26 protein-coding genes are annotated in these 25,271 nt (G+C 72.8%); 7 read left to right on the top strand and 19 right to left on the bottom strand.

Annotation, left to right across the window (positions count from 1 at the left end; all coding sequences use genetic code 11):
• Positions 1–26 precede the first annotated feature (26 nt).
• Positions 27–761 carry a Sir2 family NAD-dependent protein deacetylase gene (locus tag AB0D59_RS28030; protein ID WP_362570813.1) on the top strand — a complete coding sequence of 245 codons (735 nt, stop codon included), beginning with the start codon at positions 27–29 and terminating at the stop codon, positions 759–761.
• Positions 762–764: 3 nt separating this feature from the next.
• On the opposite strand, the gene AB0D59_RS28025 is transcribed toward AB0D59_RS28030, so the two are convergent.
• From AB0D59_RS28025 to AB0D59_RS28005, 5 genes are all read right to left on the bottom strand, one after another.
• On the bottom strand, positions 765–1,274 hold the full coding sequence (locus AB0D59_RS28025; RefSeq protein WP_362570810.1) for a hypothetical protein: 510 nt from the start codon (positions 1,272–1,274) through the stop codon (positions 765–767).
• The gene (locus AB0D59_RS28020; protein ID WP_362570807.1) at positions 1,271–1,975 is read right to left on the bottom strand and encodes a pentapeptide repeat-containing protein; all 705 of its coding nucleotides are present in this window, start codon (positions 1,973–1,975) and stop codon (positions 1,271–1,273) included. Before AB0D59_RS28020 ends, AB0D59_RS28025 begins: the two co-directional genes overlap by 4 nt.
• 55 nt (positions 1,976–2,030) lie before the next feature.
• Entirely contained in the window at positions 2,031–2,513 is a 483-nt protein-coding gene (locus AB0D59_RS28015) for a methylated-DNA--[protein]-cysteine S-methyltransferase (RefSeq protein ID WP_362570804.1), read from the bottom strand.
• 10 nt (positions 2,514–2,523) lie between these two features.
• On the bottom strand, positions 2,524–4,002 hold the full coding sequence (locus AB0D59_RS28010; protein WP_362570801.1) for an AlkA N-terminal domain-containing protein: 1,479 nt from the start codon (positions 4,000–4,002) through the stop codon (positions 2,524–2,526).
• 129 nt (positions 4,003–4,131) lie between these two features.
• Positions 4,132–4,875, bottom strand: a complete 744-nt coding sequence (locus AB0D59_RS28005; RefSeq protein WP_362570799.1) for an ATP-binding protein — start codon at positions 4,873–4,875, stop codon at positions 4,132–4,134.
• Between the two features lie 86 nt (positions 4,876–4,961).
• Between AB0D59_RS28005 and AB0D59_RS28000 the strand changes: the two genes are divergently transcribed.
• Positions 4,962–5,369, top strand: coding sequence for a HupE/UreJ family protein (locus AB0D59_RS28000; RefSeq protein WP_362570932.1), 408 nt, complete (start codon positions 4,962–4,964; stop codon positions 5,367–5,369).
• A 98-nt stretch (positions 5,370–5,467) separates the two neighbouring features.
• On the opposite strand, the gene AB0D59_RS27995 is transcribed toward AB0D59_RS28000, so the two are convergent.
• Entirely contained in the window at positions 5,468–6,364 is an 897-nt protein-coding gene (locus AB0D59_RS27995; RefSeq protein ID WP_362570796.1) for an SDR family oxidoreductase, read from the bottom strand.
• Between the two features lie 145 nt (positions 6,365–6,509).
• Here AB0D59_RS27995 and AB0D59_RS27990 point away from each other — a divergent pair, with 145 nt between their 5' ends.
• A complete protein-coding gene (locus AB0D59_RS27990) occupies positions 6,510–7,430 on the top strand; it encodes a LysR substrate-binding domain-containing protein (RefSeq protein WP_362570794.1) in 921 nt (306 codons plus the stop codon).
• Positions 7,431–7,459: 29 nt separating this feature from the next.
• Positions 7,460–8,359: a LacI family DNA-binding transcriptional regulator gene (locus AB0D59_RS27985; RefSeq protein WP_362570791.1), complete on the top strand. Its 900-nt coding sequence runs from the start codon at positions 7,460–7,462 to the stop codon at positions 8,357–8,359.
• A gap of 10 nt (positions 8,360–8,369) precedes the next feature.
• On the opposite strand, the gene AB0D59_RS27980 is transcribed toward AB0D59_RS27985, so the two are convergent.
• The 5 genes from AB0D59_RS27980 to AB0D59_RS27960 form a co-directional block, all read right to left on the bottom strand.
• Positions 8,370–8,879, bottom strand: a complete 510-nt coding sequence (locus AB0D59_RS27980) for an O-acetyl-ADP-ribose deacetylase (RefSeq protein ID WP_362570788.1) — start codon at positions 8,877–8,879, stop codon at positions 8,370–8,372.
• The gene (locus AB0D59_RS27975; protein ID WP_362570786.1) at positions 8,876–10,285 is read right to left on the bottom strand and encodes an NAD(P)/FAD-dependent oxidoreductase; all 1,410 of its coding nucleotides are present in this window, start codon (positions 10,283–10,285) and stop codon (positions 8,876–8,878) included. Before AB0D59_RS27975 ends, AB0D59_RS27980 begins: the two co-directional genes overlap by 4 nt.
• Positions 10,286–10,370: 85 nt before the next feature.
• Positions 10,371–11,219 carry an inositol monophosphatase family protein gene (locus AB0D59_RS27970; RefSeq protein ID WP_362570783.1) on the bottom strand — a complete coding sequence of 283 codons (849 nt, stop codon included), beginning with the start codon at positions 11,217–11,219 and terminating at the stop codon, positions 10,371–10,373.
• A gap of 93 nt (positions 11,220–11,312) precedes the next feature.
• The gene (locus AB0D59_RS27965) at positions 11,313–13,115 is read right to left on the bottom strand and encodes a gamma-glutamyltransferase (protein WP_362570780.1); all 1,803 of its coding nucleotides are present in this window, start codon (positions 13,113–13,115) and stop codon (positions 11,313–11,315) included.
• 159 nt (positions 13,116–13,274) lie between these two features.
• Complete coding sequence (locus tag AB0D59_RS27960) at positions 13,275–13,841, bottom strand: TetR family transcriptional regulator (protein WP_362570777.1); 567 nt, start codon at positions 13,839–13,841, stop codon at positions 13,275–13,277.
• A 97-nt stretch (positions 13,842–13,938) separates the two neighbouring features.
• Here AB0D59_RS27960 and AB0D59_RS27955 point away from each other — a divergent pair, with 97 nt between their 5' ends.
• On the top strand, positions 13,939–14,859 hold the full coding sequence (locus tag AB0D59_RS27955) for an SDR family oxidoreductase (RefSeq protein ID WP_362570774.1): 921 nt from the start codon (positions 13,939–13,941) through the stop codon (positions 14,857–14,859).
• Between the two features lie 139 nt (positions 14,860–14,998).
• Here the strand turns inward: AB0D59_RS27955 and AB0D59_RS27950 are convergent, their stop codons facing one another.
• The 8 genes from AB0D59_RS27950 to AB0D59_RS27915 all read right to left on the bottom strand — a co-directional run bounded on the left by AB0D59_RS27950 (position 14,999) and on the right by AB0D59_RS27915 (position 23,823).
• Positions 14,999–15,616 (bottom strand): sigma-70 family RNA polymerase sigma factor, encoded by a 618-nt coding sequence (locus tag AB0D59_RS27950; protein ID WP_362570929.1) that lies wholly within the window; start codon positions 15,614–15,616, stop codon positions 14,999–15,001.
• A 945-nt stretch (positions 15,617–16,561) separates the two neighbouring features.
• Positions 16,562–16,963, bottom strand: coding sequence for a copper chaperone PCu(A)C (locus AB0D59_RS27945; protein ID WP_362570771.1), 402 nt, complete (start codon positions 16,961–16,963; stop codon positions 16,562–16,564).
• Positions 16,964–17,087: 124 nt separating this feature from the next.
• Positions 17,088–19,346 carry a heavy metal translocating P-type ATPase gene (locus AB0D59_RS27940; RefSeq protein WP_362570768.1) on the bottom strand — a complete coding sequence of 753 codons (2,259 nt, stop codon included), beginning with the start codon at positions 19,344–19,346 and terminating at the stop codon, positions 17,088–17,090.
• Positions 19,346–19,630, bottom strand: a complete 285-nt coding sequence (locus AB0D59_RS27935; protein ID WP_362570765.1) for a hypothetical protein — start codon at positions 19,628–19,630, stop codon at positions 19,346–19,348. The genes AB0D59_RS27940 and AB0D59_RS27935 overlap by 1 nt, the downstream gene beginning before the upstream one ends.
• Before the next feature lie 182 nt (positions 19,631–19,812).
• Positions 19,813–20,556, bottom strand: coding sequence for a YcnI family protein (locus AB0D59_RS27930; protein WP_362570762.1), 744 nt, complete (start codon positions 20,554–20,556; stop codon positions 19,813–19,815).
• Entirely contained in the window at positions 20,505–21,212 is a 708-nt protein-coding gene (locus AB0D59_RS27925) for a hypothetical protein (protein WP_362570760.1), read from the bottom strand. Before AB0D59_RS27925 ends, AB0D59_RS27930 begins: the two co-directional genes overlap by 52 nt.
• Before the next feature lie 307 nt (positions 21,213–21,519).
• The gene (locus AB0D59_RS27920; protein ID WP_362570757.1) at positions 21,520–23,223 is read right to left on the bottom strand and encodes an LCP family protein; all 1,704 of its coding nucleotides are present in this window, start codon (positions 23,221–23,223) and stop codon (positions 21,520–21,522) included.
• A 237-nt stretch (positions 23,224–23,460) separates the two neighbouring features.
• Entirely contained in the window at positions 23,461–23,823 is a 363-nt protein-coding gene (locus AB0D59_RS27915; RefSeq protein WP_362570755.1) for a metalloregulator ArsR/SmtB family transcription factor, read from the bottom strand.
• A gap of 237 nt (positions 23,824–24,060) precedes the next feature.
• Here AB0D59_RS27915 and AB0D59_RS27910 point away from each other — a divergent pair, with 237 nt between their 5' ends.
• Positions 24,061–24,339 carry a GlsB/YeaQ/YmgE family stress response membrane protein gene (locus AB0D59_RS27910; RefSeq protein ID WP_362570753.1) on the top strand — a complete coding sequence of 93 codons (279 nt, stop codon included), beginning with the start codon at positions 24,061–24,063 and terminating at the stop codon, positions 24,337–24,339.
• 237 nt (positions 24,340–24,576) lie between these two features.
• Positions 24,577–25,257, top strand: coding sequence for a hypothetical protein (locus AB0D59_RS27905; protein ID WP_362570750.1), 681 nt, complete (start codon positions 24,577–24,579; stop codon positions 25,255–25,257).
• Positions 25,258–25,271: the final 14 nt, after the last annotated feature.

Below are 25,271 nucleotides of genomic sequence, written 5' to 3'. Positions count from 1 at the left end.
ACCCGGCCCGTCCTACCCTCGAACGCATGACCAAGCCCCTCGTCGCGATCCTCAGCGGCGCCGGCATCTCGACCGACTCCGGAATCCCCGACTACCGCGGCCCGAACGGTCTGTGGCGCAGGGATCCCGAGGCCGAGAAGCTCGTGACGTACGACTACTACATGGGCGACCCGGAGATCCGGCGCCGGTCCTGGCAACTGCGGCGGAAGAACCGGACGCTGAAGGCCGACCCGAACGCGGCACACCGTGCGGTCACCGAGCTGGACAGGTCGGGGACGCCCGTACGGGTGATCACGCAGAACGTGGACGGGCTGCACCAGCTCGCCGGGATGCCCGCCCGCAAGGTGCTCGAACTGCACGGGTCGGCGCGCAGCGTGGTGTGCACGAAGTGCCATGCGCGGGGGCCCATGGCGGACGCGATCGCCCGGGTCGAGGCCGGCGAGGAGGACCCGCTCTGCCTGGAGTGCGGCGGCATCCTCAAGTCGGCGACCGTCATGTTCGGTGAGCGGCTCGACCCGGTCGTCCTCGGCGAGGCCCTCGCCATCAGCAAGGCGTGCACGGTGTTCATCGCTGTCGGCAGCACCCTTCAGGTGCAGCCCGCCGCCGGGCTCGCGGGCGTGGCCGCCGACCACGGCGCCCGACTGATCATCGTCAACGCCGAGCCGACGCCGTACGACGACCGGGCCGACGAGATCGTCCGGGAACCGATCGGGACGGCGCTGCCCGCGCTGCTGCGGCGGCTCGGGGAGGCAGGCTCGTAACGGTCACCCCGGGCCAGCGGACGTACGGCGGTCGCGGTGCTCGCGGACGGCGGTCAGCCAGTGATCAGCCGTGGCGCCGGGGTCGGTCAGTGCCGTGCCCTGCACATGGGTGCCCCAGGCGTCGGGGTGGAACACTCCGTCCTCCACCTCGGTCTCGGGTGCGACCAGGACCGGCACGCGCAGGGCCACGGCCATGCCCGCCTCCAGTTGCAGCCAGGGAGACGTCCACCAACCGGCCGGCCGGGCTTCCTCCTTGGTGTCCGGTCGCCAGACGGCGGACCGCGCGTCGAGCTGCCTGAAGCCGAGCAGGAGCACGCCGTCGCTGTGGGAGAACAGTCCGGTCAGCAGACGCCAGGGATCCGCGCCGTAGCTGTCCCGGGTCACGCGGACGACCTCGCACGACCGGTGCTCCAGCCAGGCCACCCAGCGTTCCAGCTCGGGCTGCTGCTGCGGGGTGAGGATGGACGGCGCTCCGAGGAAGACGCGAGGTCGGTCGGTGACGCTGATGTTCATACGGGTTCTTCGCTGACTACTCTGCCGTTCGAGTCCAATAGACCCATTATGTCCGCCGGTACGTCGACGGCCCCGGAGAACTGCGCGCCGCCGAGCCGCGCCCGGGAGAAGTTCGCGCCTGTCAGACGCGCTCGTCTGAAGTCCGCGCCGGTCAGGACGGCATCGGCCAGTACGGCGTCCACCAGTATGGCCCGGTAGAAGACCGCCCCGCTGGCGACGACCCCTTTCAACGACGCGCCCGTGAGGTCGGCCTCGAAGAGGTCGGCGTGGGTGAGGTCGACCTTCTTCCTGTCCCCCTCCTTGCGGCCCAGGTAGGCCCGCGTCAGGTTGCAGCCCTGCAGATCGGCCCGGGCGAGGCTGGGCGCGTACCACAGACCGTCGGCGAGCACCTTCTGGATGTTGCCCGTCTCGGACTCTCTGAGCAGTCCGGTGATCACGGCTACCGCCTCGTTGGCGTAGGGCGTGCGGCCGGCGCCCTGTTCCGAGTTGGTGTCGAAGAACCGGCGCATCAGGATCGCCGCGGCCATCTGCTGGGTCGAGTTGTCCGACGCCAGGGCCTCCATGACGTCCCTGAACGCCGTGCCGACCGCTGCCGACCGGTCACGTTTGCGCTGGAAGTTGACGACTCCGAGCACACTGACGCCGACGGTGGCGAAGGTACCGACGATTCCGGTCCAGACCTGCACGTCGCTGGCCGCCATCTCACCCCTGTGGTCGAAGGCCCGTTCCCTGCGTGACCCTACCCGGACCCGGAGTTCAGAAGAGCCCCGCTCCCCGCTCGAAGTCCAGCAGGCGCTGCTTGCGGGGCAGGCCGCCGCCGTAGCCGGTGAGGCCGCCGTTCGCGCCGATCACGCGGTGGCAGGGGACGATGATGCCGACGGGGTTCTTCCCGTTGGCGAGGCCGACCGCGCGGGAGGCCTGCGGATTGCCGAGGGCGTCGGCGAGTTCGCCGTAGGTGCGGGTCTCGCCGTACGGGATCCGGCGCAGCTGTTCCCAGACACCGCGCTGGAACGGGGTGCCGGTCAGGCGCAGTTCGACGGTGAACTCCTTCAACTCGCCCGCGAAGTAGGCGGCGAGCTGTTCCTCGGTCTCGGTGAAGACTTCATCGTCGCGGGTGCCGAAGTTCTCCTCGGGCGGGCGGTGGCGCTGGGCCTCCATGTAGAGGCCGCAGAGCGTGCCGTCCTCGGCGACCAGGGTGAGGGGGCCGTAGGGGCTGTCGGTGACGGTGTGGTTCTTCATGGCAGGGTCCTTACACGGGAAGGAAGTTGATCGGGTGGCTGTCGGTCGCCCACAGGTACTGGACCGCGTAGGCCCGCCAGGGGCGCCAGGCGGCCGCGCGGGCGGTGAGGGCGGCCGGGGTGCCGGGCAGGCCCAGTTCCTGGGCGGCACGGCGGATTCCGAGGTCGGTGGGGAGGAAGGCGTCGGGGTCGCCGAGGGCGCGCATGGCGATGGCGTCGACGGTCCAGGGGCCGAAGCCGGGGAGTTCGAGGAGCTTCGCGCGGGCCTGTGCCCAGTCGCTCTCCACGCCCAGGTGAAGGGTGCCGTCGGCGAGTCGGCCGACCAGGGTGGTGAAGGTGGTACGGCGGGTGCGGGGCATCGCCAGGGTCTCGGGGGCCACTTCCGCGAGCGCCTCAGGGGACGGGAAGAGGTGGGTGAGGCCGCCCTCCGGGTCGTCCACGGGGGTGCCGTGGGCGGTCACCACACGGGCCGCGTGGGTGCGGGCGGCGGCCGTGGAGACCTGCTGGCCCAGCACGGCCCGGACCGCGAACTCCGCCTCGTCGACCGTGCGGGGCACCCGGCGGCCGGGCGCCTTGTCCACCAGCGGAGCCAGGACGGGGTCGGTGCGCAGCTGGTCGTCGACCGCGACCGGGTCGGCGTCCAGGTCGAGCAGCCGCCGGCAGCGGCTGATGGCGACGGGCAGGTCCCGCAGATCGCTGAGGGTGAGCCGGCAGGCGATGTGATCGGGCTTCGGGGCGAGGGCCACGATGCCATGGCCGTACGGCAGCCGCAGGGTCCGCCGGTAGGCGCCGTCCCGCCACTCCTCGACACCGGGTACGGCGGTGGCCGCGAGGTGGCCGAAGAGGTTGTCGGGGTTGAGGGGGGCGCGGAAGGGCAACCGGAGGGACAGCGCTCCGGGGGCGCTCGAGGCGCTCTTCGGGGCCCTCGCGCGCAGCTCGCTCGGGGACAGCGCGAAGACCTCGCGGACGGTGTCGTTGAAGGTGCGGATCGAGGAGAAGCCGGCCGCGAAGGCGATCTCCGCCATCGGCAGGGCGGTCGTCTCGATCAGCAGGCGGGCGGTCTGGGCGCGCTGGGCCCGGGCGAGGGCCAGCGGGCCGGCGCCGAGCTCGGCGAGAAGCTGGCGTTCGACCTGCCGGGGGCTGTAGCCGAGGCGGACGGCGAGGCCGGGCACGCCCTCGCGGTCCACGACCCCGTCGGCGATCAGCCGCATGGCGCGGGCGACCAGGTCGGCGCGCTGGTTCCACTCCGGGGAGCCGGGGCTGGTGTCGGGGCGGCAGCGCTTGCAGGCCCGGAAGCCGGCCTGCTGGCAGGCGGCCGCGCTCGGGTAGAACGTCATGTTCTCGGGCTTGGGCGGAACCACCGGGCAGCTGGGCCGGCAGTAGATGCGGGTGGTCAGGACGGCCGTGAAGAACCAGCCGTCGAACCGTGCGTCCTTGGACTGCACGGCTCGTACACAGTGCTCTCGGTCGAGGTTCGTCCCTTTCTGCATGGGTCCAGCATCGGCCACCGGGCGGGGCCGGTGCTGGCGGAAATCCGACACGTAGGTGAGCGGGCCTGCGGCTGCGTGACCGCCTATGCGAAGCCCTCCCGCACGCACAGGCGCGACCGCAGGCCTGGCTCACTCCGTCCCGTCCAGCTGGCCGCCCCGCACCGACCGCACCCGCTCCGCCGCCACGACGAATCCGACCATCGCCCCGCCACCGGCTCGCCGGGCCGCGGACACGGTTCCCCCGTGAACTCGCGCCACCTCCCGCACTATGGCCAGGCCGAGCCCGGAACCGGGCAGGCCACGGGCCGTGTCGGCGCGGTAGAAGCGGTCGAAGACACGGGGGAGGTCGACGGTGTCGATGCCGGGCCCCCGGTCGGAGACGACGACCGCGCCCGCCCGGATGCGCACCTCGATCGGCTCCCGGCCGTCGGGATCGAACTTGGCGGCGTTCTCCAGGAGGTTCCCGACGGCCCGTTCGAGGGCGTGCCGCAGACCCTGGACCACCGTGCCGTCGGAGTCGATGTGCACCAACCGTCCGGTGCGACGGTACACACGCCGTGCCCCGCGCCCGGCCAGCTCGGCCAGGTCCACGGCCCCGTCGGGCTCGTCCCGGCCCCGGGCGAGGGCCAGTTGGACGAGTTCGTCGACGAGGAGTCCGAGTTCGCGGGTCTCGCCCTCGACGTCGTCGAGGAGCCGGGCGTGGGCGTCCGGGGCGAGTTCGCTCGCCCTGCGCAGCACGGTGGCGTTGGTGAGCAGGCTGGTGAGGGGGGTGCGGAGCTCGTGGGCGGCGTCCTGGACGAGCCGTTCCTGCGCCTCCCGTGCGGCGGTGAGCCGGGCGAGCATGCGGCTGAACGACGTCGAGAGCCGGCCCACTTCGTCCCGACCGCCGCCTCCGGCGATTCCGCCTCCCGGGCCGGCGGCGTCGGCTTCCCCGGTGAAACCCGTGCCGTCGAGGCGGGCTGGGGCTCGACCGGGTTTCCCTGGTGACCACGCTGCTCGGCTTCAACCTGGGCATCGAGCTGACCCAGCTGCTGGTCGTCGCCCTGCTGATGCCGTCGCTGCTGGTGCTGGCCCGCACCGCCGTCTACCCGGCGTTCCGGATCGGGATCGCCGTGGTCGGCCTGGTGTTCTCGGTGTCCTGGATGCTGGAACGGGCGACGCTGACCCCGGCCGACCCGTTCGCGAACCTCCAGACCTGGCTGGTCGGCCATCCCCTGCTGGTCGCCGGGACGGTCGCGGCACTGGCGGGGGTGTCGTGGGGGTTGGCACCGCGGCCGCCGGAGGCCGCGGGGACGGTTCGCACAGCCCGGGGCGCCAGGACGCCGGAGACGGCCGGGACTTCCGGGACGGCCGGGACCACCGGCTGACCCCGGGGCACCGAGGGCGGGGCCCGGAGGACCTGGGGGCCGGGGACGCCGGTTGGCCACTGGGGCGTCGGCGCCCCCGGGCAGGGCGGGCGCGGGGCTCAGCCGCCGTAGTAGTGGTCCTGGTCGAGGTCGGCCAGCAGTCCCGGCTGATCGGGCCGCCAGTCGTAGCGCTCGCGGGTCGCGGTGCTCGACGTCGGGTTGTCGTTGCCGGCGAAGCGGATCACCCACCCGAAGTGGGCGGCCGCCTCCTCGGGTGCGAGGGACACCACCGGCAGACCGAGGCGGCGGCCGATGACCGCGGTGATGTCGCGGAGCGGTACGCCCTCCTCGGCGGCCGCGTGCAGCACGGCACCGGCCGGGGCGGTCTCCAGGGCCTTGCGGAAGAGGACGGCCGCGTCCAGGCGGTGCACGGCCGGCCAGCGGTTGGCGCCGTCGCCCGGGTAGCCGGCGACCCCCTTGTCCCGGGCGAGGTCGATCAGGTGCGGGACGAAGGCGTGGTCGCCGGCGCCGTGGACGGAGGCCGAGAGCCGGATCGCGGAGACCCGTACGCCGCGGTCGGCCAGGGCGAGGGCAGCCCGCTCCGACTCCCCGCGGTGCGCGCCGGGCGCCGCGGGGTCGGGTCCGTCCGTCTCGGTGCCGAGGCGGCCCGGGGCGAGCAGGCCGGTCACGGAGCTGATGACCAGGGGGCGGCCGGAGTCGGCGAGGGCGTCGCCGAAGGCCGCCAGGGCCGCGAGTTCGGTGCGCAGGGCACCCGGCATATCGGAGAAGTCGTGGTTGAAGCCCGTGTGGACCACCCCGTCCGTCGCATCCGCCGCGGCCCGCAGGCCGTCGACGTCGTTCAGATCGCCGCGGTGCACCTCCGCTCCCACCTCCTTCAGGGCCGCCTCGGCCACGTCCGACCGGGCCAGGCCGAGCACCTGGTGCCCGGCGCCGAGCAGTTCACGGACGACCGCGCTGCCGATGAACCCGGTGGCGCCGGTGACGAACACACGCATGACGAATCACCTCACGGAGAGTGAATGTGCTGGGACGACTCCAGCCTGCGTCCGGCCCGGAGCCGGGGTCCAAGACCCGTTCCGCACCCGGTGATGCCCGTCCGGTCATGACCGCAGCTCACGACGGCGGGAGTAGAGTCGAGGCGTGCCCGATTCCTTCGTACCGCCGGTGGACCTGGAGCTGCGTCTGGTGCGCTACTTCACCGTGGTCGCCGAGGAGTTGCACTTCGGCCGGGCGGCCGACGCGCTGCATCTGGCCCAGCCGTCGCTGAGCCGGCAGATCCGGCGTCTGGAGCGGGAGCTGGGTGTCCGGCTACTGGATCGCACCCCGCGCGGCACCCGGCTCACCGAAGCCGGCGAGACCTTTCTGCCGCTGGCCAGGGAGCTGCTGCGCAGTGCCGCCCGGGCTGCCGCGAGCGCCCGCTCGGCCGCCGCGCGCGGCCCGTTCACGGTCGGGTACACCACGCACCAGATCGTCACCCCGGCCGTCCGGGAGGTCCGCCACCGCCACCCGGAGGCCGACGTCCGCACCCTGCACGTGGACTGGAACGAACCGCGCGACGCGCTGCTCGACCACCGGGTCGACGTGGTGGTGACCCGCTTCCTGTTCACCGCCGACGACCTGGACATCACCGTCCTGTACGACGAGCCCCGTGTGCTGCTGGTCCCGCTCGGCCACCGGCTGGCGGGCAAGGAGTCGGTCACCCTCGCCGATTTCGCCGACGAGCCACTCCCCCGCTTCACCGGCGCCGACCGGATCGGCGCGAATCCCGCCGGTCACACCAACCTGGGCGCCCTGGTGGACACGCTGGAGGACAAGCTGGAGCTGGTGGCGAGCGGTGAGGTGGTGTCGCTGGCGCCGGCCGGCTTCCGGGGCAACCTGCGGCCGGACATCGTCGTCGTGCCGGTCCTGGACGCGGACTCCGTCCAGGTCGTCCTGGCCACCCGGGCCGGCGACCGCCATCCCCTGCTGCCGGCGTTCCGGCGCGCGGCCGAGGCCCATCTGGTCCCGGTCGGCACTGCCTGGACCGAACGGCCGGAACCGAGGATCGGGGCCGGGCAATGAGTGGGTCCGGGAGAGTCACGCTGAACGACGTGGCCGGTGCCAGCGGTGTCTCGCGTGCCACGGTCAGCTTCGTCCTGAACGACGACCCGCGCCAGTCCATCTCGGCCGCCACCCGCGACCGGGTCCGGCAGGCGGCGCGCGACCTCGGCTATGTCCCGCACGGGGTGGCCCGCGCGCTGCGCGAGGGCAGTTCCCGGGTGGTGGTCCTCGACCTGGACCGGGGGCTGGAGGGCAACTACTCACGCAGCTATGTGCGCGGTCTGGACGACGAACTCGCCGCCCACGGGCATGTCCTGCTGGTGCGGCACGGGCAGCACTCGGCGGAGGCGACCCGGCAGGTGCTCGACGCCATCACCCCGCGTGCCATGATCCGGTTCGCCGAGCCGTATCTGACCGGTCATGACCTGGAGGACCGGGGCGGCGGCTGGAAGGACGGCCTCGCCGCGCACGCGGCCCTGCAGATCCGGCATCTGACCGAGCACGGGCACACCCGGATCGCGCTGGCCCTGCCCGAGGAGGACTCGGCGCCGGCCCGGGCCCGGCGTCGGTTCGCCGAGCACACCGTGCACAGCCTGGGCCTGCCGCCCCTGGTGGCGTTCGCGGTGCCCCGGCCCAGGCAGGCGGGGGCCGGCGCGGTCGCCGCGCTGCGCGAGGCCCATCCGGGCGTCACGGCGGTCGCCGCCTTCGACGACGACCTCGCCCTGCGCGCCCTGACCGCCCTGCACGACCTGGGCCTTGCGGTCCCCGGCGACATCGCGGTGATCGGCTACGACGACACCGAGTACGGCGAGCTGAGCACCCCCGCCCTGACCACCGTGCACATCGACGCGGAGGCCCATGGCCGGCTGGCGGCGCGCACCGCGCTGGGGCTGGACTCGGCGGGGCTGGTGCCGGTACCGGCACGGATCATCGTCCGGGACTCGGTGTGAGCCCTCGCGCTCAGGTCAGCTGCGCGGCGAACGCCTCGTAGGCCCGCTCGTCGAAGAGCACGAACCGGACCTCCTCGACGGCCGTGTCCGCGTCCCGGACGGTCGCCACGGCGATCCGGGCGCCGTCGTCCAGCGGCCAGCCGTAGATCCCGGTGGAGACGGCGGGGAACGCGACCGTGCGGGCGCCGAGTTCGTCGGCGCGCTTCAGGGACTCGCGGTAGCAGGAGGCCAGCAGCTCGGAGCGGTCCTCGCTCGGGGAGTGGACGGGACCGACGGAGTGGATGACCCAGTGGGCGTCCAGTTCGCCGGCGGTGGTGGCGACGGCCTGGCCGGTGGGCAGGCCCTTGCCGTAGTGACCCGCGCGGAGTCTGCGGCAGTCCTCCAGGATCGCGGGGCCGCCCCGCCGGTGGATGGCGCCGTCGACGCCCCCGCCGCCGAGCAGGGACGAGTTGGCCGCGTTGACGATCGCGTCGGCGGTCTGCCGGGTGATGTCACCCTGGACGAGCGTGATGCGGGTCATGACTGTCTCAGCCTCCTCCACACGGCCTTGGCCGCGTTGTGCCCCGACATGCCGTGTACCCCTGGGCCGGGAGGGGTGGCCGACGAGCAGATGAAGACGGCCGGATGCGGGGTGCCGTACGGGAACAGGGAGAGCTTGGGGCGCAGCAGGATCTGCAGGCCGGAGACCGCGCCGGTGCCGATGTCGCCGCCGACGTAGTTCGCGTTGCGGGCGGCGAGTTCGGCGGGTCCGGCGGTGGCGCGGGCCAGCACGCGGTCGCGGAACCCCGGGGCGAAGCGCTCCAGTTGACGTTCCATCACGTCGGTGAGGTCGCCGGTCCAGCCGCTGGGCACATGGGCGTACGCCCAGAAGACCTGCTTGCCCTCGGGAGCGCGGGAGGGGTCCACGACCCCGGGCTGCACGGTGATCATGAACGGCCGGTCGGGGGCGCGGCCCTCGCGGGAGGCGGCGCGCAGGGCGGTGCCGATCTCCGCGCTGTCCGCGCCGATCTGCACCGTCCCGGCCCGGCGGGCCTCCGGCGCCGTCCACGGAACCGGCCCGTCCAGCGCGTAGTCGATCTTGAAGACGCCCGGGCCGTACCGGTAGTCCCGGTAGTAGTTGCCGAGGCCGGCGATACGGGCGAGTGCGGTCGGCGAGGTGTCGAAGATGTACGACCGCGCGGGCGGCAGGTCGTCGAGGCGCTTGACCTCGTAGTCGGTGTGGATCGCGCCGCCGAGGTCCTTGAGATAGGCGGCGAGGGCGTCGGAGATGGCCTGCGAGCCGCCTCGGGCCACCGGCCAGCCGCGGGCGTGTGCGGCGAGCGCGAAGACCAGGCCGACGGCGCCGGTCGCGAGGCCGCCGAGCGGGGCCATGACATGGGCGACGAGGCCGGCGAAGAGGGTCCTGGCCCGCTCGTCGCGGAAGCGGCGCAGCAGGAGGGTGGCGGGCGGCAGCCCGACCAGGCCGAAGCGGGCCAGGGTGACCGGGTCGCGGGGCAGCGCGGTCAGCGGCAGGGACATGAAGTCCCGGACCAGGGTGTCCCACTTGGGCAGGAACGGCTCGACCAGCCTGCGGTAGGTGCCGGCGTCGCGCGGTCCGAGGGAGGCCGCCGTCTCGGCGACCGAGCGGGCGAGTACGGCGGCCCGGCCGTCCGGGAAGGGGTGGGCCATCGGCAGCTCGGGGTGCAGCCACTCCAGGCCGTAGCGCTCCAGGGGCAGGGCGCGGAACGCGGGCGAGTTGATGCCGAGCGGGTGCGCCGCGGAGCACGGGTCGTGCCGGAAGCCGGGCAGCGTGAGTTCCTCGGTGCGGGCGCCGCCGCCCACGGTGTCACGCGCCTCGAAGACGGCGACGGAGAAGCCGCGCCGGGCCAGCTCCACGGCGGCCGTCAGGCCGTTCGGCCCCGCCCCCACCACGACCGCATCGAGCATCGACGGCACCTTCGCACCCCTTCGTCAGCCGATTGGCCACTCGGGTTCAGGATATGCCGGAGGACTGACACCGCCCTCGTCTGGGTTACCAGTGCGGGTTCCGCAGCAGGTCCGCCACCCGGTGGGCGGTGGCCGCGTCGCGGGCCGCGGTGAACGGCAGGGTGTTGCCGCCCGTGATCCGGAACGGCTCGCCGGCGAGGGTGAGGTGGGCGCCGCCCGCCTCCTCGACCAGCAGCAGCCCGGCCGCGTGGTCCCAGGCGGCCTCCCAGGAGAACGCCGTCGCGTCCAACTCGCCGCGGGCGACGGCGAGATACTCCAGGCCCGCCGAGCCGCAGGCGCGCGGGGCGACGCCGTCGGTCCACAGAGGGAACAGAGCGCGCTTCTGCGCGTCGGTCGTGTAGTCCGGGTGGGAGGTGGCTACGCGCAGGTCCCGACCCGCCGCGGGCGCACCGGAGAGCAGCCGCTCGCCGTCGAGGAAGGCGCCCTTCCCCCGTACCGCCGTGGCGAGTTGGTCACGGGCCGGGGCGTAGGTCCAGGAGGCGAGCAGGACGCCCCGGTGGACGAGCGCCACCAGCGTGCAGAAGCCGTCCTCGCCGCGCACGAACTGGCGGGTGCCGTCGACCGGGTCGACGATCCACACCGGCGCGTCGCCCTGGAGTGCGTCGTAGGTCTCCGGGTCGGCGTGCACCGCCTCCTCGCCGACCACCACGGAGCCGGGCAGGAGCGGCCCGAGTGTCGCGGTGAGATACCGCTCGGCGAGCCGGTCGGCGTCCGTCACCAGGTCGTGCGGCCCGCTCTTCTGGTCGACCTCGTGGTCGGCGAGCCGGCGCCAGCGGGGCAGGATCTCGGTCCGGGCGGCCTTGCGGATGGCGTCCTCGACGTCACCGGCGTGCTCCAGGAGAAACTCGTCGATGGTCTCCGTTGCTTCGATCATGCCTCCATGAGAGCACGCGTCACTGACAATCCCCACCGGTTTGATGTATGGCGCATGGAATACGGACGAACAGCCGGTGCCGCCGGTGCGGGGTCAGCGCCCCACCGCGTACCCCTGCATCCCGCGCGGATTCGCCCCCGCCGACAGCACCCCGGTCCCCGGGTCCCGGGCCACCGCGCACAGCCGCCCCTCCGACCAGCCCGGCCCGACCGTCACGTCATGGCCGCGCCGCCGTAGCTCGGCCACCACTGCGGAGTCCGTCCGCGACTCGACGGTCACACTTCCGGGGCGGCGCCCGCGCGGATAGAAGGAGCTGGGGAAACTGTCGTTGTGCCAGTTCGGGGCGTCGATCGCGCCCTGGAGGTCGAGCCCGCCGCGCACCTCGCCGCGCAGCGCGACGGCCAGGAAGAAGTGCAGCTGCCACTGGTCCTGCTGGTCGCCGCCGGGCGTGCCGAAGGCCAGCACCGGGACGCCGTCGCGCAGGGCGATCGACGGGGTGAGCGTGGTGCGGGGCCGGCGGCCGGGGGTGAGCGAGTTCGGCAGGCCCTCCTCCAGCCAGGCCATCTGCAGCCGGGTGCCCAGCGGGAAGCCCAGTTCGGGGACGACGGGGTTGGACTGGAGCCAGCCGCCGCTGGGGGTGGCCGCGATCATGTTGCCCCAGCGGTCGACGACGTCCAGGTGGCAGGTGTCGCCCCGGGTGGTGCCGTCGGCGGCGACCTGCGCGACCGTGGGCTCGCCCGCGCCCAACGGGTCGAAGGCGGTGCCGCTCGCGGCCTCCACGCGCGCGTACCCGGGCAGCCGGGGCACGCGTCCACCGGGACTGCCGGGCCGCAGCTCCTCGGAGGCCTTGGCGCCGACCAGGCCGCGCCGCTCGGCGTTGTACGCGTCGGAGAGCAGTTCGGCCAGCGGCACCTCGGCCGCGTCCCCGTACCACGCCTCGCGGTCGGCCATGGCGAGCTTGCAGCCCTCGATGAGGAGGTGCAGGTAGTCGGCGGAGCCGTACCCGGGCAGCTCGGACAGCTCGGGCGGCAGCAGGGCGAGCTGCTGGAGGAGGGCCGGGCCCTGGCTCCAAGGGCCCGCTTTGCACACGGTCCAGCCGTTCCAGTCGTAGGACACCGGGGTCTCGTAGCTCGCGGACCAGCCGGCCAGGTCGGCGGCGGTGAGGGTGCCGGTGTGCCGCTCGCCGCTGGTGTCCATGGTGGGGCGGGCGGCCTGCCGGACCAGGGCCTCGGCGACGAAGCCGGTGCGCCATACCTCGCGGGCCGCATCGATCCGCGCCTCCCGGTCCCCGGCGCCGGCGGTCTCGGCGAGCAGCCGCTTCCAGGTGGCGGCGAGGGCGGGGTTGCGGAACAACTCGCCGGGCCGGGGCTCACGGCCGCCGGGCAGGTACAGCTCCGCCGACGAGGTCCACTCGGTCTCGAACAGCTCCCGTACGCTCGCCACCGTCGCGCCGACGCCCTCCACGGGCGGGTGCCCGTGCTCGGCGTACCCGATGGCGTACGCCAGGATCTCCTCCAACGGCTTGGTGCCGTGGTCGCGCAGCAGGAGCAGCCAGGCGTCGAAGGCGCCGGGAACGGCCGCGGCCAGCGGGCCGGTGCCGGGGACCAGGTTCAGGCCGAGTCCCCGGTAGTGGGCGACCGTGGCGCCGGCCGGGGCCACGCCCTGCCCGCACAGCACGCGCACCTCACCACCGGCCGGGGCGAGCAGGATCGGCACCTCGCCGGCGGGCCCGTTGAGGTGCGGCTCGACCACGTGCAGGACGAACGCGCCCGCGACGGCCGCGTCGTAGGCGTTGCCGCCGTTCTCCAGGACCGCCATCGCCGACTGGGAGGCCAGCCAGTGCGTGGAGGACACCATGCCGAAGGTGCCCTGGAGGGTGGGTCGGGTGGTGAACATGTGGGCTCTCACCTCGCTGCTACGCACGTCGGCCGGTCGGATCTACGCTCAGGACACTATCGATCGCCCTGGGTCCCTTCTTCCCGGCCTCCAGCACGAGAGAAGCGTACGGGCGCCTCAGGCCCACGCTCTGGCCGGGCGTCGGGGTCCTGCCGCGCACTAAGCGCCCGCGGTCACGGCCTTGAGTGCGGCCAGTGCCTCCCGCATCAACAGCGACAGTTCGCGTTCCTCGTCCGCCGCGATCCAGCGATGGAAGCCGACCTTGAAGAGGGCGACCCCCGCCTCGGCGACCAGGCTCGCGTCCGGTTCCGCGACGTCGTGTCGGCGCAGGGCGTCGGCGAGCGCGGCCGAGGTCGAGGCGAGCTTGATCAGGTCGCGCTCCTGGAGCTCGGGGTTCGACATGATCACGGCCTGTCGGGTGCGTACGAAGTCGCGTTGGCCGGTGAGCATCTCGGCGATCGCGTCAAGACCCACGGCCAGAGCGTCGATCGGCGCCACGGACTTCAGGGCACCGGAGACCGCCCCCACGAACCGGTCCTGGAACTCGCCGGCGGTGGCGAACAGCACCTCGCGCTTGTCGGCGTAGTGATTGAAGAAGGTCCGCTCCGTGAGCCCGGCGCGCTTGGCGATCTCCGCCACGGTGGTCTGCTCGTATCCGCGCTCGCTGTAGAGCTCCAGCGCCGCGGCCGCCAGGCGCTCGCGCGCGTTCGGCTGCCATCTACCCATGGGCGGATTCTACGTGATTTCAGTGACTGCAATCAGATGTTAAGGTCGATTGCAGTAACTGAAGTGCAGTAACTGCAATCAAGTGTTGGGGTATCCCATGCGCATCTTTGTGACCGGCGCGTCCGGCTTCATCGGCTCCGCTGTCGTTCCCGAGCTCATCGGCGCGGGGCACCAGGTCGTCGGGCTCGCCCGCTCCGACGCCTCCGCCGCCGTACTCACCGCGGCCGGCGTGGAGGTCGTCCGCGGCACCCTCGACGACCTCGAGGTGCTGCGGGACACGGCCGCCGCGTCGGACGGGGTGATCCACCTCGCCTTCAATGGCGAGCGCGCGTTCACCGGCGATTACCAGGGCGCCGCCGACGCCGATCGCCGCGTCGTCGACACCTTCGGGGATTCGCTCGCCGGCACGGATCGCCCCCTTGTCCTCGCCACCGGCTTCATCGGCTTCCCGACGGGGCGCCCGGTGACCGAGCAGGATGCGCCCGCCATCGACGGCTCGCCGTATGTGACCCGGTCGGCCACCGCCCAGGCCGCGCTCGCGTTCGCCTCGCGCGGCGTCCGCTCATCGGCGGTGCGGGTCTCTCCGACCGTCCACGGCGAGGGGGACTACGCCTGGGTGCCGCACCTGGTCGCCACCGCCCGCGCCCAGAAGGTCTCCGCCTACATCGGCGACGGCGCCAACCGCTGGCCGGCGGTCCACCGTCTCGACATCGCACGGCTGTTCCGCCTGGCCGTCGAGAAGGCGCCCGCCGGATCGGCGCTGCACGGCGTCGCGGAGGAGGGCGTCGCGCTCCGCGACATCGCCGCGGCGATCGGCCGCCACCTCGACGTACCGGTGACCTCCGTGGCCCCCGAAACGGCGGCGGAGCACTTCACCTGGCTGAGCCCGTTCATGAGCCTCGACGTCCCGGTGTCGAACACCCTGACCCGCGAACTGCTCGACTGGCAGCCCACCCACCCCACCCTGCTCGAAGACCTCGCCAAGGGCCACTACTTCCACACCCCCGCCACCACCTGACCAGCTCCCCACGAGGTCGTGCCTCGACAGCTACGGCAGGTCGTGGCCGTCGCTGACGCTGTGATCGTCGAGGCGGCGGGGTGCGACATGGCTCCTCGTCGCCCCCGCCCCCTGGTCGGGGGCGGGGGCGAAACCTGGCTCAGATCGCCGCCGGCACCACGGTCCCCTCCGCCTCGTCCAGCAGCTCCATCAGGGTCGCCCGGGCGCGGGCCACACGGGAGCGGACCGTGCCGACCGGGCAGTCGCTGACCTCGGCCGCCTCCGCGTACGGGAGGCCGAGCAGCTGGGTGAGGACGAACGCCTCCCGGCGCTCGTCGGGCAGCGCGGCCAGCAGATCCAGCAGCACGATGCCGTCGTCGAATCCGGGCAGGCCACGGGGCTGGGCCAGTTCGACGGCCAGCTGCCAGTCCGGTGCGCAGGACAGCCGGGGCCGGGCGGCCGCGTGACGGTAGCTGTCGACGACCGCACGGCGGGCGATGGACAGCAGCCACGCCCGTGCCGAGGAACGGCCCTCGAAGCGGTGCAGGCTGCCGAGCGCGCGCAGGAAGGTGTCCTGGGCGAGGTCCTCGACGGCCTGCGGGTCACCGCACAAGTGGGCGACGTACCGCAGGACATCGCGATGCAGAGCGCTGACGAAGTCCTCGACGGCGCCGGGGTCACCGCCTCGGGCCGCCAGCGCGCGGGCGGTGGTCGACTCGTCGACGGATGCCGGGCTGTCCGTATCGCGGTGCGAATCAAGCAGGGCAGAGGTGATCACCTGGTGTCCTTCTCGGGATCCGTGATCCGGGCCGGCGCGCGCGACGGCGCGAGCGGCCCGGTGAGGGGGAGACGGCCCTACGGCGCACCGGCGCGACGGCGTGGATGATGCCGCTACGACGCCTGCGCGGGCGTACGGCCGGGGCCCGAGGCGCGCAGGTGCGGCCTCGGGAGTCCAGCTGTCGCTAGACGACAGCCGTCCCCACCGGAGGCCCCCGGGAGGTGATCGCGTGGACGAGAAGACGAAGGGAGGCAGCGCCAGCAGCAGTCGTAGCGGCGCGGCCAGCCATCCGGCCACGGCCCGCAGGATGCGGAAGGCGGCCTTCTCGCCGTACGCGAGCCACAGACCGGTCAGGAGCGCGGCGAGCAGGTGGGCGGCGAGCATGCCGTACGACGAGCCTCCGCCGTCCATCGAATGCCCCATGTGCCCCAGGTGATCCACGTGTCCCATGCGGCTCATGCTCATGTGCCCCATGCCGTCCATGGAGTCCATGGAGCCCATCCGCATCGAGCCCATGTCCATGGAGCCCCTGCCCATGGACGCCATGCCCATGGAGGCCGTCCCGCCCGATGACGCCTGCGCCAGGGAGAACGCCTCATGCAGTACGGCCTGGGCGACCACCACGACCGTCACGATCAGTGGCAACCCGCGTTCCCGGCCCGCCAGACACCAGCCGACGGCACCCGTCCCGGCCAGGCCGGTGGCCGGCGCCCAGGCGGGCACCTGGCTGCCGGACATCAGGACGTGGCCCAAGGCGGCGAGCAGCACGCACACGGCCGCGAACACCGCGGCCCGTAGCGTGCGAGAACACCACCCTGCTGTCATGGCCCCTCATCCTCGCATCCGGGCTTGGGTCGTCATGCGGGGGTACGGATGTCCGACGGGGACCCCACTCAGCCCACGGAGTGTGATCTGGACCACGACGAACGCCCGGACCTTGCCCCCTCACGCCGTCGGCCGGATCACCACCGCGAGGATCCTGACCGCCCCGCTGTGCTCGAAGTGCGGCGTGAACGGCACGAGATCGCCCGAGCGCAGACGGGACCTGACGGTCAGCGTGACGTCCAGGCGGGCGGGCGACATGGACAGCGCGCCGCCGGTCGGGACGGTCACCGAGGGCGCGTCGGCCCTGGCAGCGGCGGAGCCGCCGAGCATGCGAGGGCGGCCGCGGGCGAGTCCCCCGCTCGCGGCGGAGGAAGTCGCCCTCACCGGCCGGTCGTCCGCCCCGCCGCCGTTGGTGACGTCGAAGCACGCGGCGGTGTCCTGTTGTTCCCGTACGGCGGGAAGACCCGCCCGTTCGAGACGGCGATCCGGGGCGGACTGCCCGCTTTCCCGGCCGTGACCCACGTCGTCAGGCCGCCGAGGGCGAGGCCGAACGCGACGACCGGCGCGATGGCGGCCGGCAGGGTCTCGGTGAGCCGGCGGCGGGTCGGCCGCCAGAGCGACGGTGGGGGTGGTGCGGGCGGCGTGGTCACCGTGGACGCCTCCGGGCGACGGGAGCGGGCGAGGGCGACCGGCCGCGCAGCCGCAGGCTGTTGGTGACGACCAGCAGCGAGCTGACCGACATCGCGGCGGCCGCCACCATCGGGTTGAGCAGGCCGACCATGGCGAGCGGCACGGTGACGACGTTGTAGCCGAAGGCCCAGACGAGGTTGGCGCGGATCGTGCCCAGGGTGCGCCGGGCCAGCCGTACCGCGTCCACGAGGGCCTCGATGTCACCGCGGACGAGGGTCACGTCGGCGGCGCCGATGGCCACGTCGGTGCCGGTGCCCAGGGCGATGCCGAGGTCGGCGCAGGCGAGTGCGGCGGCGTCGTTCACGCCGTCGCCGACGAACGCGACACGGTAGCCCTGTTCCTGGAGGTCTCGCACGAGGCCGGCCTTGTCCTCGGGGGTGCGGCGGGCGTGCACCTCGTCGATGCCGAGGGATTTCGCGACGGCCCGGGCGGGTGCCTCCCGGTCGCCGGTGGCGAGCACGGGCCGTACGCCGAGCCGCCGCAGCCCGTCGACGGCCCGGTAGCTGCCGGGCCGTACGACGTCCCCGACCTCGACCAGGGCCTCGGCCACACCGTCCACCCACACCAGCACCGGCGTGTGCGCGGCGGCCTCGTCCACCGTGAGACCGGTGGGCAACGCGTCGTCCGGGGCCAGGACTTCGACCAGTCGGCCCTCGACCCGGCCGCGTACCCCCCGTCCCGGCAGCGCACGGAACTCTGCCACCCCGGGAAGCGGTCCGCCCGGTTCCCGCCGGGCGTACGCGGTGACGGCCCGGCCCAGCGGATGCTCCGAACCCTGCTCGACGGCCCCCGCCAGCCGCAGCGCCGCTGCCCGGCCGAGTCCGTCCGGTACGGCGGTGATCCGGGCGACGCTCATCTGGCCCGTGGTGAGAGTGCCGGTCTTGTCCAGGACGACGACGTCGAGGTGCTGGAGCCCCTCCAGGGCCTGCGGGCCGGCGACGAGAACGCCCAGTTGGGCGCCGCGACCGGTGGCGGCCATCAGCGCGGTCGGGGTGGCGAGGCCCAGCGCGCAGGGGCAGGCCACCACCAGGACGGCGACGCACGCGGTGATCGCCGCCTGCGGCTCGGCCCCGGCGCCGAGCCAGAACCCGAGCACCGTGACGGCCAGCGCCAGGACGACGGGTACGAAGACGCCGGCGACCGAGTCGGCCAGCCGCTGCGCCTTCGCCTTGCCGGCCTGCGCCTCGGTCACCAGCCGGGTGATCCGGGCGAGTCGGGTGTCCGCGCCCACTGCGGTGGCTCGCACCAGCAGCAGCCCACCGGCGTTGACGGCCCCGCCGACCACCGCCGAGCCGGGCCCGACCTCGGCGGGTTCGGTCTCCCCGGTGACCAGGGACAGGTCCACCGCCGAACTCCCCTGTGTCACCTCGCCGTCGGTGGCGATCCGCTCGCCGGGCCGTACGACGAAGATCTGCCCCGTGGTCAAGTGCTCGATGGGGACCAGCCGTTCATCGTCCCCGTCCCGTACGGCGACCTCCTTGGCCGCGAGCCGGGCGAGCGACCGCAGCGCCGCCCCGGTTCCCCGCCGGGCGCGCCCCTCCAGGAACCGTCCGGCGAGCACGAACAGCGGTACGCCGACCGCCGCTTCGAGGTAGATGTGCGCCACGCCGTCCGAAGCGGAGGGCACCAGGCTGAACGGCATCCGCATCCCGGGATCACCGGCACCGCCGAGGAAGAGCGCGTACGCCGACCAGGAGAAGGACGCGACCACGCCCAGCGAGACCAGCGTGTCCATGGTGGCCGCGGAGTGCCTGAGGCCCCGTACGGCCCTGGTGTGGAACGGCCAGGCACCCCACACGGCGACCGGCGCGGCGAGCACGAAGCACAGCCACTGCCAGTCGCGGAACTGCAGCGCGGGCACCATCGACAGTACGAGGACGGGCAGCGCGAGCAGGGCGGTGAACAGCAGCCGCGCACGCTCCTGCGGGGCAGCCCCGGACTCCTCGTCCGTCGCCTCCCCGCGCCGCGCCTTCTCCTTCGGCGGCTCGGGCAGGGCGGCCGTGTACCCGGCCTTCTCGACGGTGGCGACGAGTTCGCCGGGGCCGATGTGCGACGGATGCCTCACCCGGGCCCGGCCGGTGGCCAGATTGACGCTCGCCGTCACCCCGTCCAGCCTGCCGAGCTTCTTCTCGACGCGGGTCACGCAGGCCGCGCAGGTCATGCCGCCGACGGTCAGGTCGGTGGTCACGAGGGCCACCACCGGGTCGGCACCCATCAGTTGCCGCCCTCGTGCAGGGTCCCCATGTCACCCATGTTGCCCATGTTGTCGACGCTGCCCATGTTGTCGGCGTTGTCGATGCCACCTGCCCCGCCCCCGCCCGGGTCGGTATCGGTGCCGTGTATGCCGGGGGCGACGGGCCCGGCCGCGGCTCCGACGGCGTACGACACCGTGAAGACCAGGGCCAGCAGCAGAAGGAAGCCGCAGAGCGCGGGCGGCGGCGCCAACTTGCGCAGTGCCGACGTGCCCGCACCGGAGGAGGAAGGCAGGGACTCGTCCATCACGGGTCTCCAGATCGCGTCGTACGGCGTCGGCCGGATCGGGCCGTGCCGCCTCAGTAGTCGGAGCGGACGGCGCCCGAGTTCCGGGGCAAATGGGTGACGGGCGCCATATGGGTGCCGGACCGCCTCGACGGGGCGGGCGTTGCCCTGCCGACAGGAGCCCCCGCCGGCAGGGCGGACACTCACTGCCCCCGGGACCCGGCGCCCGACCGGCCGCGCACCACGGCGTATCCCCCCGCGGCCAGTCCCAGCACGCCCACGATCAACCCGGCGCTGCCGAGACTCCGGGCCGTCGAGTCACTGCCGACCGCGGTCGAGGTGGAGGTGTCGGCGCTCTTCGGGGCCGCGGCCGAGGCGGCCGTGGCACTGTCGTCGTCGGCGCCCTTCGCGGTGAGCTTCAGAACCGGCGCCGGGTCCTCCGGCTCCTCGCCGCCGCTCTCGGCCTCCTCGATCCAGCGCACGACCTTGCCGTCGGAGTACGTCTGCAGCGTCTTGAAGGCCAGCTGGTCGGCGTCCTCGGGCAGCTGGCCGAAAGCGACGTCGAAGTCCTCGAACTGCCCGGCCCCGATCTTCCCGCCCGTCCAGGTGATCTCGGAGACGGCGTCGCTGATGGTCCCGTCGTCGGTCTTCACCGGCGTCTTGAGCTTGGTGTTGGTCACCTTGGCGGTCCAGCCGTCCCGCGGGGAGACGAGGACGCCGAGGACGGGGTGGTCGGTGGGCAGGAAAACCTGCACCTTGGTGGTGGAGGCCGTGTCCTCCTCGTTGGGCACACGGAAGGTCAGCACACCGTCCGTCGCCCCCTTGGCGTAGCTCTCCGGATGGACGGTGACATGCGCGGAGGCGACACCGGCGGCGACGAGGAGCCCAGCGGCGGTCAGGGCGGTGACGGCGCCGGCACGGCGCAGGGTGGTGCGTGTCGTGGACATGAGTGAGTGATCTCCGTGCTGAGGAAGGGATGTCGGGGTCGGACGGCGTACGACATCCCCGTCGGCGGCCCGCGCCGGTGCACGGCGTACCGCAGCCGCGTCGGCCGCGTCCTGTCGGGGGCGGCCCGGACCATCGCCGGAACCGGCACCGGCTGTCCGCCGCCCCACAGCCCGCGCTCCATCTGCCACCAGGCGACGAGCCCCGGCACGAAGACGACCGCCCGCCGCAGCAGCGACCACAGCGCGGCCTCCCCGCTCCGCAGCCACCAGGTCAGCAGCAGGGCCGCTCCGACATGAGCGGCCGTTGAGTGCGGAGTGAGCGCGTGGGCGTGGGCATGGGCATAGGTATGGGCGTACGACGCCATACGCATGCCGTGCATGCCGTGCATGGCCGTCCCGGCGTGCGGCCGTACCGCGTCGAACGCGAGATGCAGCCCGCCCTGTGCGGCCAGCGTCCCGCCTCCGATGCCGGCCAGCGACCGTTCCCGGCCGCCCAGCAGACAGCCGGTCACGAAGACCGGCACACCGCCGGCGACCTGCGTCCACACCGGCGGCGCCCCGCCCATGGCCAGCACATGCGCTCCGACGGCGAGCAGCACGCACAGCACGGCGAACACCGCCGCGCGCAGGCTCCGCACCGGGAGGGACACGCTCATGCGCGCCGATGCCGCCAGGCGGTCCGAGGACCTCTCCCGCTGCGCTCGCATGTCACCACCGCCCGCGTCCTACCTGGCCGACCTGCCTCCTCCATACGAGTCGGACGCGGGCGCCGTTCAGTTCCCGGGATCCTCACCGAAAGGCCGGCAGCGGAAGGGACGCGCCCCCACACGTAGCAGGGGCGCACTCATCACCGCAGGTCCGCGCCCCTGGGCGGCCGACACGAGGCCGAAGGTCCCCTGGAGGGCGGGACGGGTGGTGGACCGCATCCCCCACCGCACTGCTCCGGCTGGTCGGCGCCCTGTCCTATCCCTCGTCCGAGTCGGGCTTGCCGCTCGCCGCCGCGTACGCCTGGGCCGGTGTCATCGCGACCCCGTTGAGGCTGACGGTCTTGTAGGGGCTGACCTTGGCGCAGGTCTTGGAGTCGTCGGCGGTCGAGGCGTTGGCGTTGGAGACGGCGGCCTTGGTGTCGCCGGCGCTGGCCGGGTAGCTGGTGCCGGTCGTCCAGTCGCTGCCGATGATCAGGGTGACGCCGGTGCCGGTGCCCTGCTTGATGTGCGAGCTGGGTACGTCCAGGGCCTTGGCGACGGTCTGCGCCTTGGCCTTGTCGCCGCTCCCGTAGGTCACGGTGGTCGTGGTCGCGGAGTTGGGGGCGTTGGCTGTGGTGGTACCGCTGCTGAAGCCCTGCGAGATCAGCGAGGTCGCGATCGCGGAGGCGCGGCCCGTGATGCCGGTGCCGTTCTCGACGGTCACGGCGATCTGGGCGGCGGGCACGGTCGCGGTGGTGGCCTTCGGCTTCGCGGTGGCCGAGGCGGCCGACGACTTCTTGCCGGAACTGGTGGTCAGCGACTGGTCGTTGGCCATGGTGGCGAACAGGTCCTTGGCGCCGTCGCCCACCACCACGCGGTTGCTGTTGGCCGGGTCCGGGGCGGTCTGCATGGTGGTGAAGGTCATCCGTTTGGTGGGGACCTTGTTCACGTCGGCCGCCAGCGATATCAGCTTCTTGACGGTGCCGAGGCCGTCGTCCACGGTGAGCGCCTTGGTGGCGGCGTCGGCGAGCTTGTAGACCGCGGTGGGGTCGGTGAGTGTGCCCGCGCTCTTGAACTTGCGGATCATCGCGCTGAGGAAGATGTGCTGGGAGACGGTACGGCCGAGGTCGCTGCCGTCGCCGAAGCCGTGCCGGGAGCGGACGAACTCCAGCGCGGCCTCGCCCTTGAGGGTGTGGGTGCCCTTGGACAGCTTGAGGTGCGAGTAGGTGTCGTACACGTTGGAGTTGACACAGACGGAGACACCGCCGACCGCGTCGGACATCTTGACCACGCCCGAGAAGTCCAGCTTCACGAAGTGGTCGATGGTGATGCCGGTGAGCTGGTGGATGGTGTCGACCTGGCAGGCGGGCCCGTACTCGAGGGCGCTGTTGACCTGGCCGTAGTAGCCGGACGTGGACTGGCCGCTCGCGCTGTCCTTGCAGGCCGGCACGTTGACCATGGTGTCGCGGGGAATGCTCATGACTGTGGCGTTGGAGCGGTCCGCGGATATGTGGACGACCATCTCCACGTCCGCGTTGCCGTTGCCGGTCTGTACCCCGGTCTCCTTGCAGCCGCCGCCGAGCTTGCAGTCCTCGGAGCTGGTACGGCCGTCCGAGCCGATCACCAGGATGTTGATCGGGGTCCGGCCGAACGCGTCGGCCTTCTCGGTGCCGCCCTTGCCGTCCAGGGAGACGCTGTTGATGTTGCCGTTCAGGTGCTGGTAGAACCACCAGCCCGCGCCGGCCGTGACCAGGACCAGGACGGCGGTGACCAGGCCGACGATCTTCAGCGCCCGCCTGCCGCGGCCCGTCGGCCTGGCCCGTCGGGACCCTCTGCCACCGCGGGATCTGGCCGCCTGCCGGGCCGCGGCCCGGCCACCGGTCGGGCGCGTCCCGTCGGGCAGGGCACCACGCTGTCCGGGCACCCGGTCGGTGCGGCTCCGCGTGGCCTGCCCCCCCGGGCCGTCCCACGGGTCGGTCATCTTCCACTCCCATGAACGGGTGGGGCCCGCGGACAGTAAGGTCGTCCCGTACGCGGCGGTGTACGGGCAGGCGCGAGGTGGGCCCACTTGGGTTGCGTGATTGCGCAATCTAACAAACCCACAGCCCGAGCAGCACGAACCCCGTCGGATTTCACAGGTGAGTGATCTCATGGAAACGCCCGGGCACCCCCGCGGAACCCCGGGAGCGCCCGCGCCGTCAGGTCCGCCCCGGCGTCCTCAGACCCCGGCCTCGCGCAATCGACGCGCCGGCGCCGGGACTTGGTACGAGCGGGCGGTGAGCTGGCCGACGGCCACCCGCACCACGGTCACGATGTCCGGATCGTCCACATAGTAGATCTGCCGGCGCCCCTCCCGGCGGGACCGCACCAGACCGGCGAGCTTGAGCTTGGCCAGGTGCTGGCTGACCGCGGGCAGGGCGCCGCCGACCCGGTCGGCGAGGCAGGTCACGTCGCTCTCCCCCTGGGACAGCGCCCACACGAGGTGCAGCCGGGCCGGCGAGGCGAGCAGCCCGAACACCGCGGCCGCCTCCGTCAGTACTCCGTCGGAGGGGTCCGTGAAGCCACCGATGTCCTCCCCCACAGCCCGCTCCCTCCCCTCACAGTCGCCGCACAGAAGCACACTCAGTGTAGGCGTTCGATCACTGACCCCTGCGGGGCCTCCCCGCAATGTCCTCCACGTGTTCCCCGCATTGTCATGACCGGGTGACAGATCATCGACGGCTCGGCGTCAGGCACCCCGGACGACCTCCTCCGTTCATAAGCTTGCGCAACAAGGCAACTGAGCAAGGCACCACCCCGTATCGGGAGGACAACGAACGTGGGCATCATCAGCTGGATCATCCTCGGCCTCCTCGCAGGAGCCATCGCCAAGGTCCTGCTGCCCGGCCGTGACCCGGGTGGCCTGATCGGCACCACCCTCATCGGAGTCGCGGGCGCCTTCGTCGGCGGCTGGCTCTCGGCCCGCTTCCTCGACCGCCCGGTGGAGAAGCAGTTCTTCGACCTCTACACCTGGGGCGCCGCGATCGCCGGCTCCCTGGTCCTCCTCATCGGTTACCGGCTGCTGTTCGGCAACTCGCGCGACCGCGCGCGGCGGTGACTCCGGTCACCTTCCAGAGCCGGCTGCAGTCACGACATTCCGGAAGTACGGGGACCGCGGCCACACGACATTCCGGATGTACGGGGACGGGCCCGCGGGCCTCGTCAACAGGGCGTAAGTGCCTGCCGCACAGGCAAGACGCCGATTCCACTTCCACCCCACAGTGACTCGTGTGACACTGGCGTCCCGTCCGCAGTGTGGACACCTCGGCACACCGTCCCCCACGAGAAGTGCGACTTGCGTTCTCTACCACTGCCACTCGCCCTCACCGCGCGCCTGACGCCGGTCGCCGTGCTCGCCTGTGCGGGCTGGGCGATGGCGTCGGGTCCGGACAAGACGTCCACCACCGCCTCCGGTGACACCCCGACCCAGCAGACCGCCGGCCAGTCGGCGAGCGACGACCCGTCGTCGTCCACGACATCGACGGCGGCCACCAAGGCGTACGCCGCCGCGCCCGCGCCCTGCGGCAGCATCCCCGTGGCCACCATCAAGTCGCTGGTGCCGGGCGCGAAGACGGCCGGCAAGGAGATCCCCTCCACGGACACCAAGCTGCGCCGCACCTGCTCCTGGAACGCGCTCAAGGGGTACGACTACCGCTGGCTCGACGTCTCCTTCGAGATCATGGAAACGGACGCGGCCGCGGCGAAGGAGTACAAGGAGCGGGTCGCGGAGAAGAGCGGCGGCGGGGCCGTGCCCGGGCTCGGCGACAACGGCTACTCGGTGGTGAACCTCACCACCGAGGACAAGCAGCAGACCCGTGAGGGCGTGGTGATGGCCCAGGTCTCCAACGCGCTGGTGGTCGTCACCTACAACGGCAGCGACTTCGAGAGCAAGAAGGCGCCGGACACGGACGAGATCAACAAGGGCGCCATCAAGGCGGCGAAGAGCGCGGTGACCGCGCTGAAGGGCAGCCAGTAACCGTCCTGGCCGCC

This window comes from Streptomyces sp. NPDC048417, assembly GCF_040651615.1.
In the GTDB taxonomy this organism is placed as follows: Bacteria; Actinomycetota; Actinomycetes; order Streptomycetales; family Streptomycetaceae; genus Streptomyces.
This window is presented reverse-complemented; position numbering and strand designations above follow the sequence as displayed.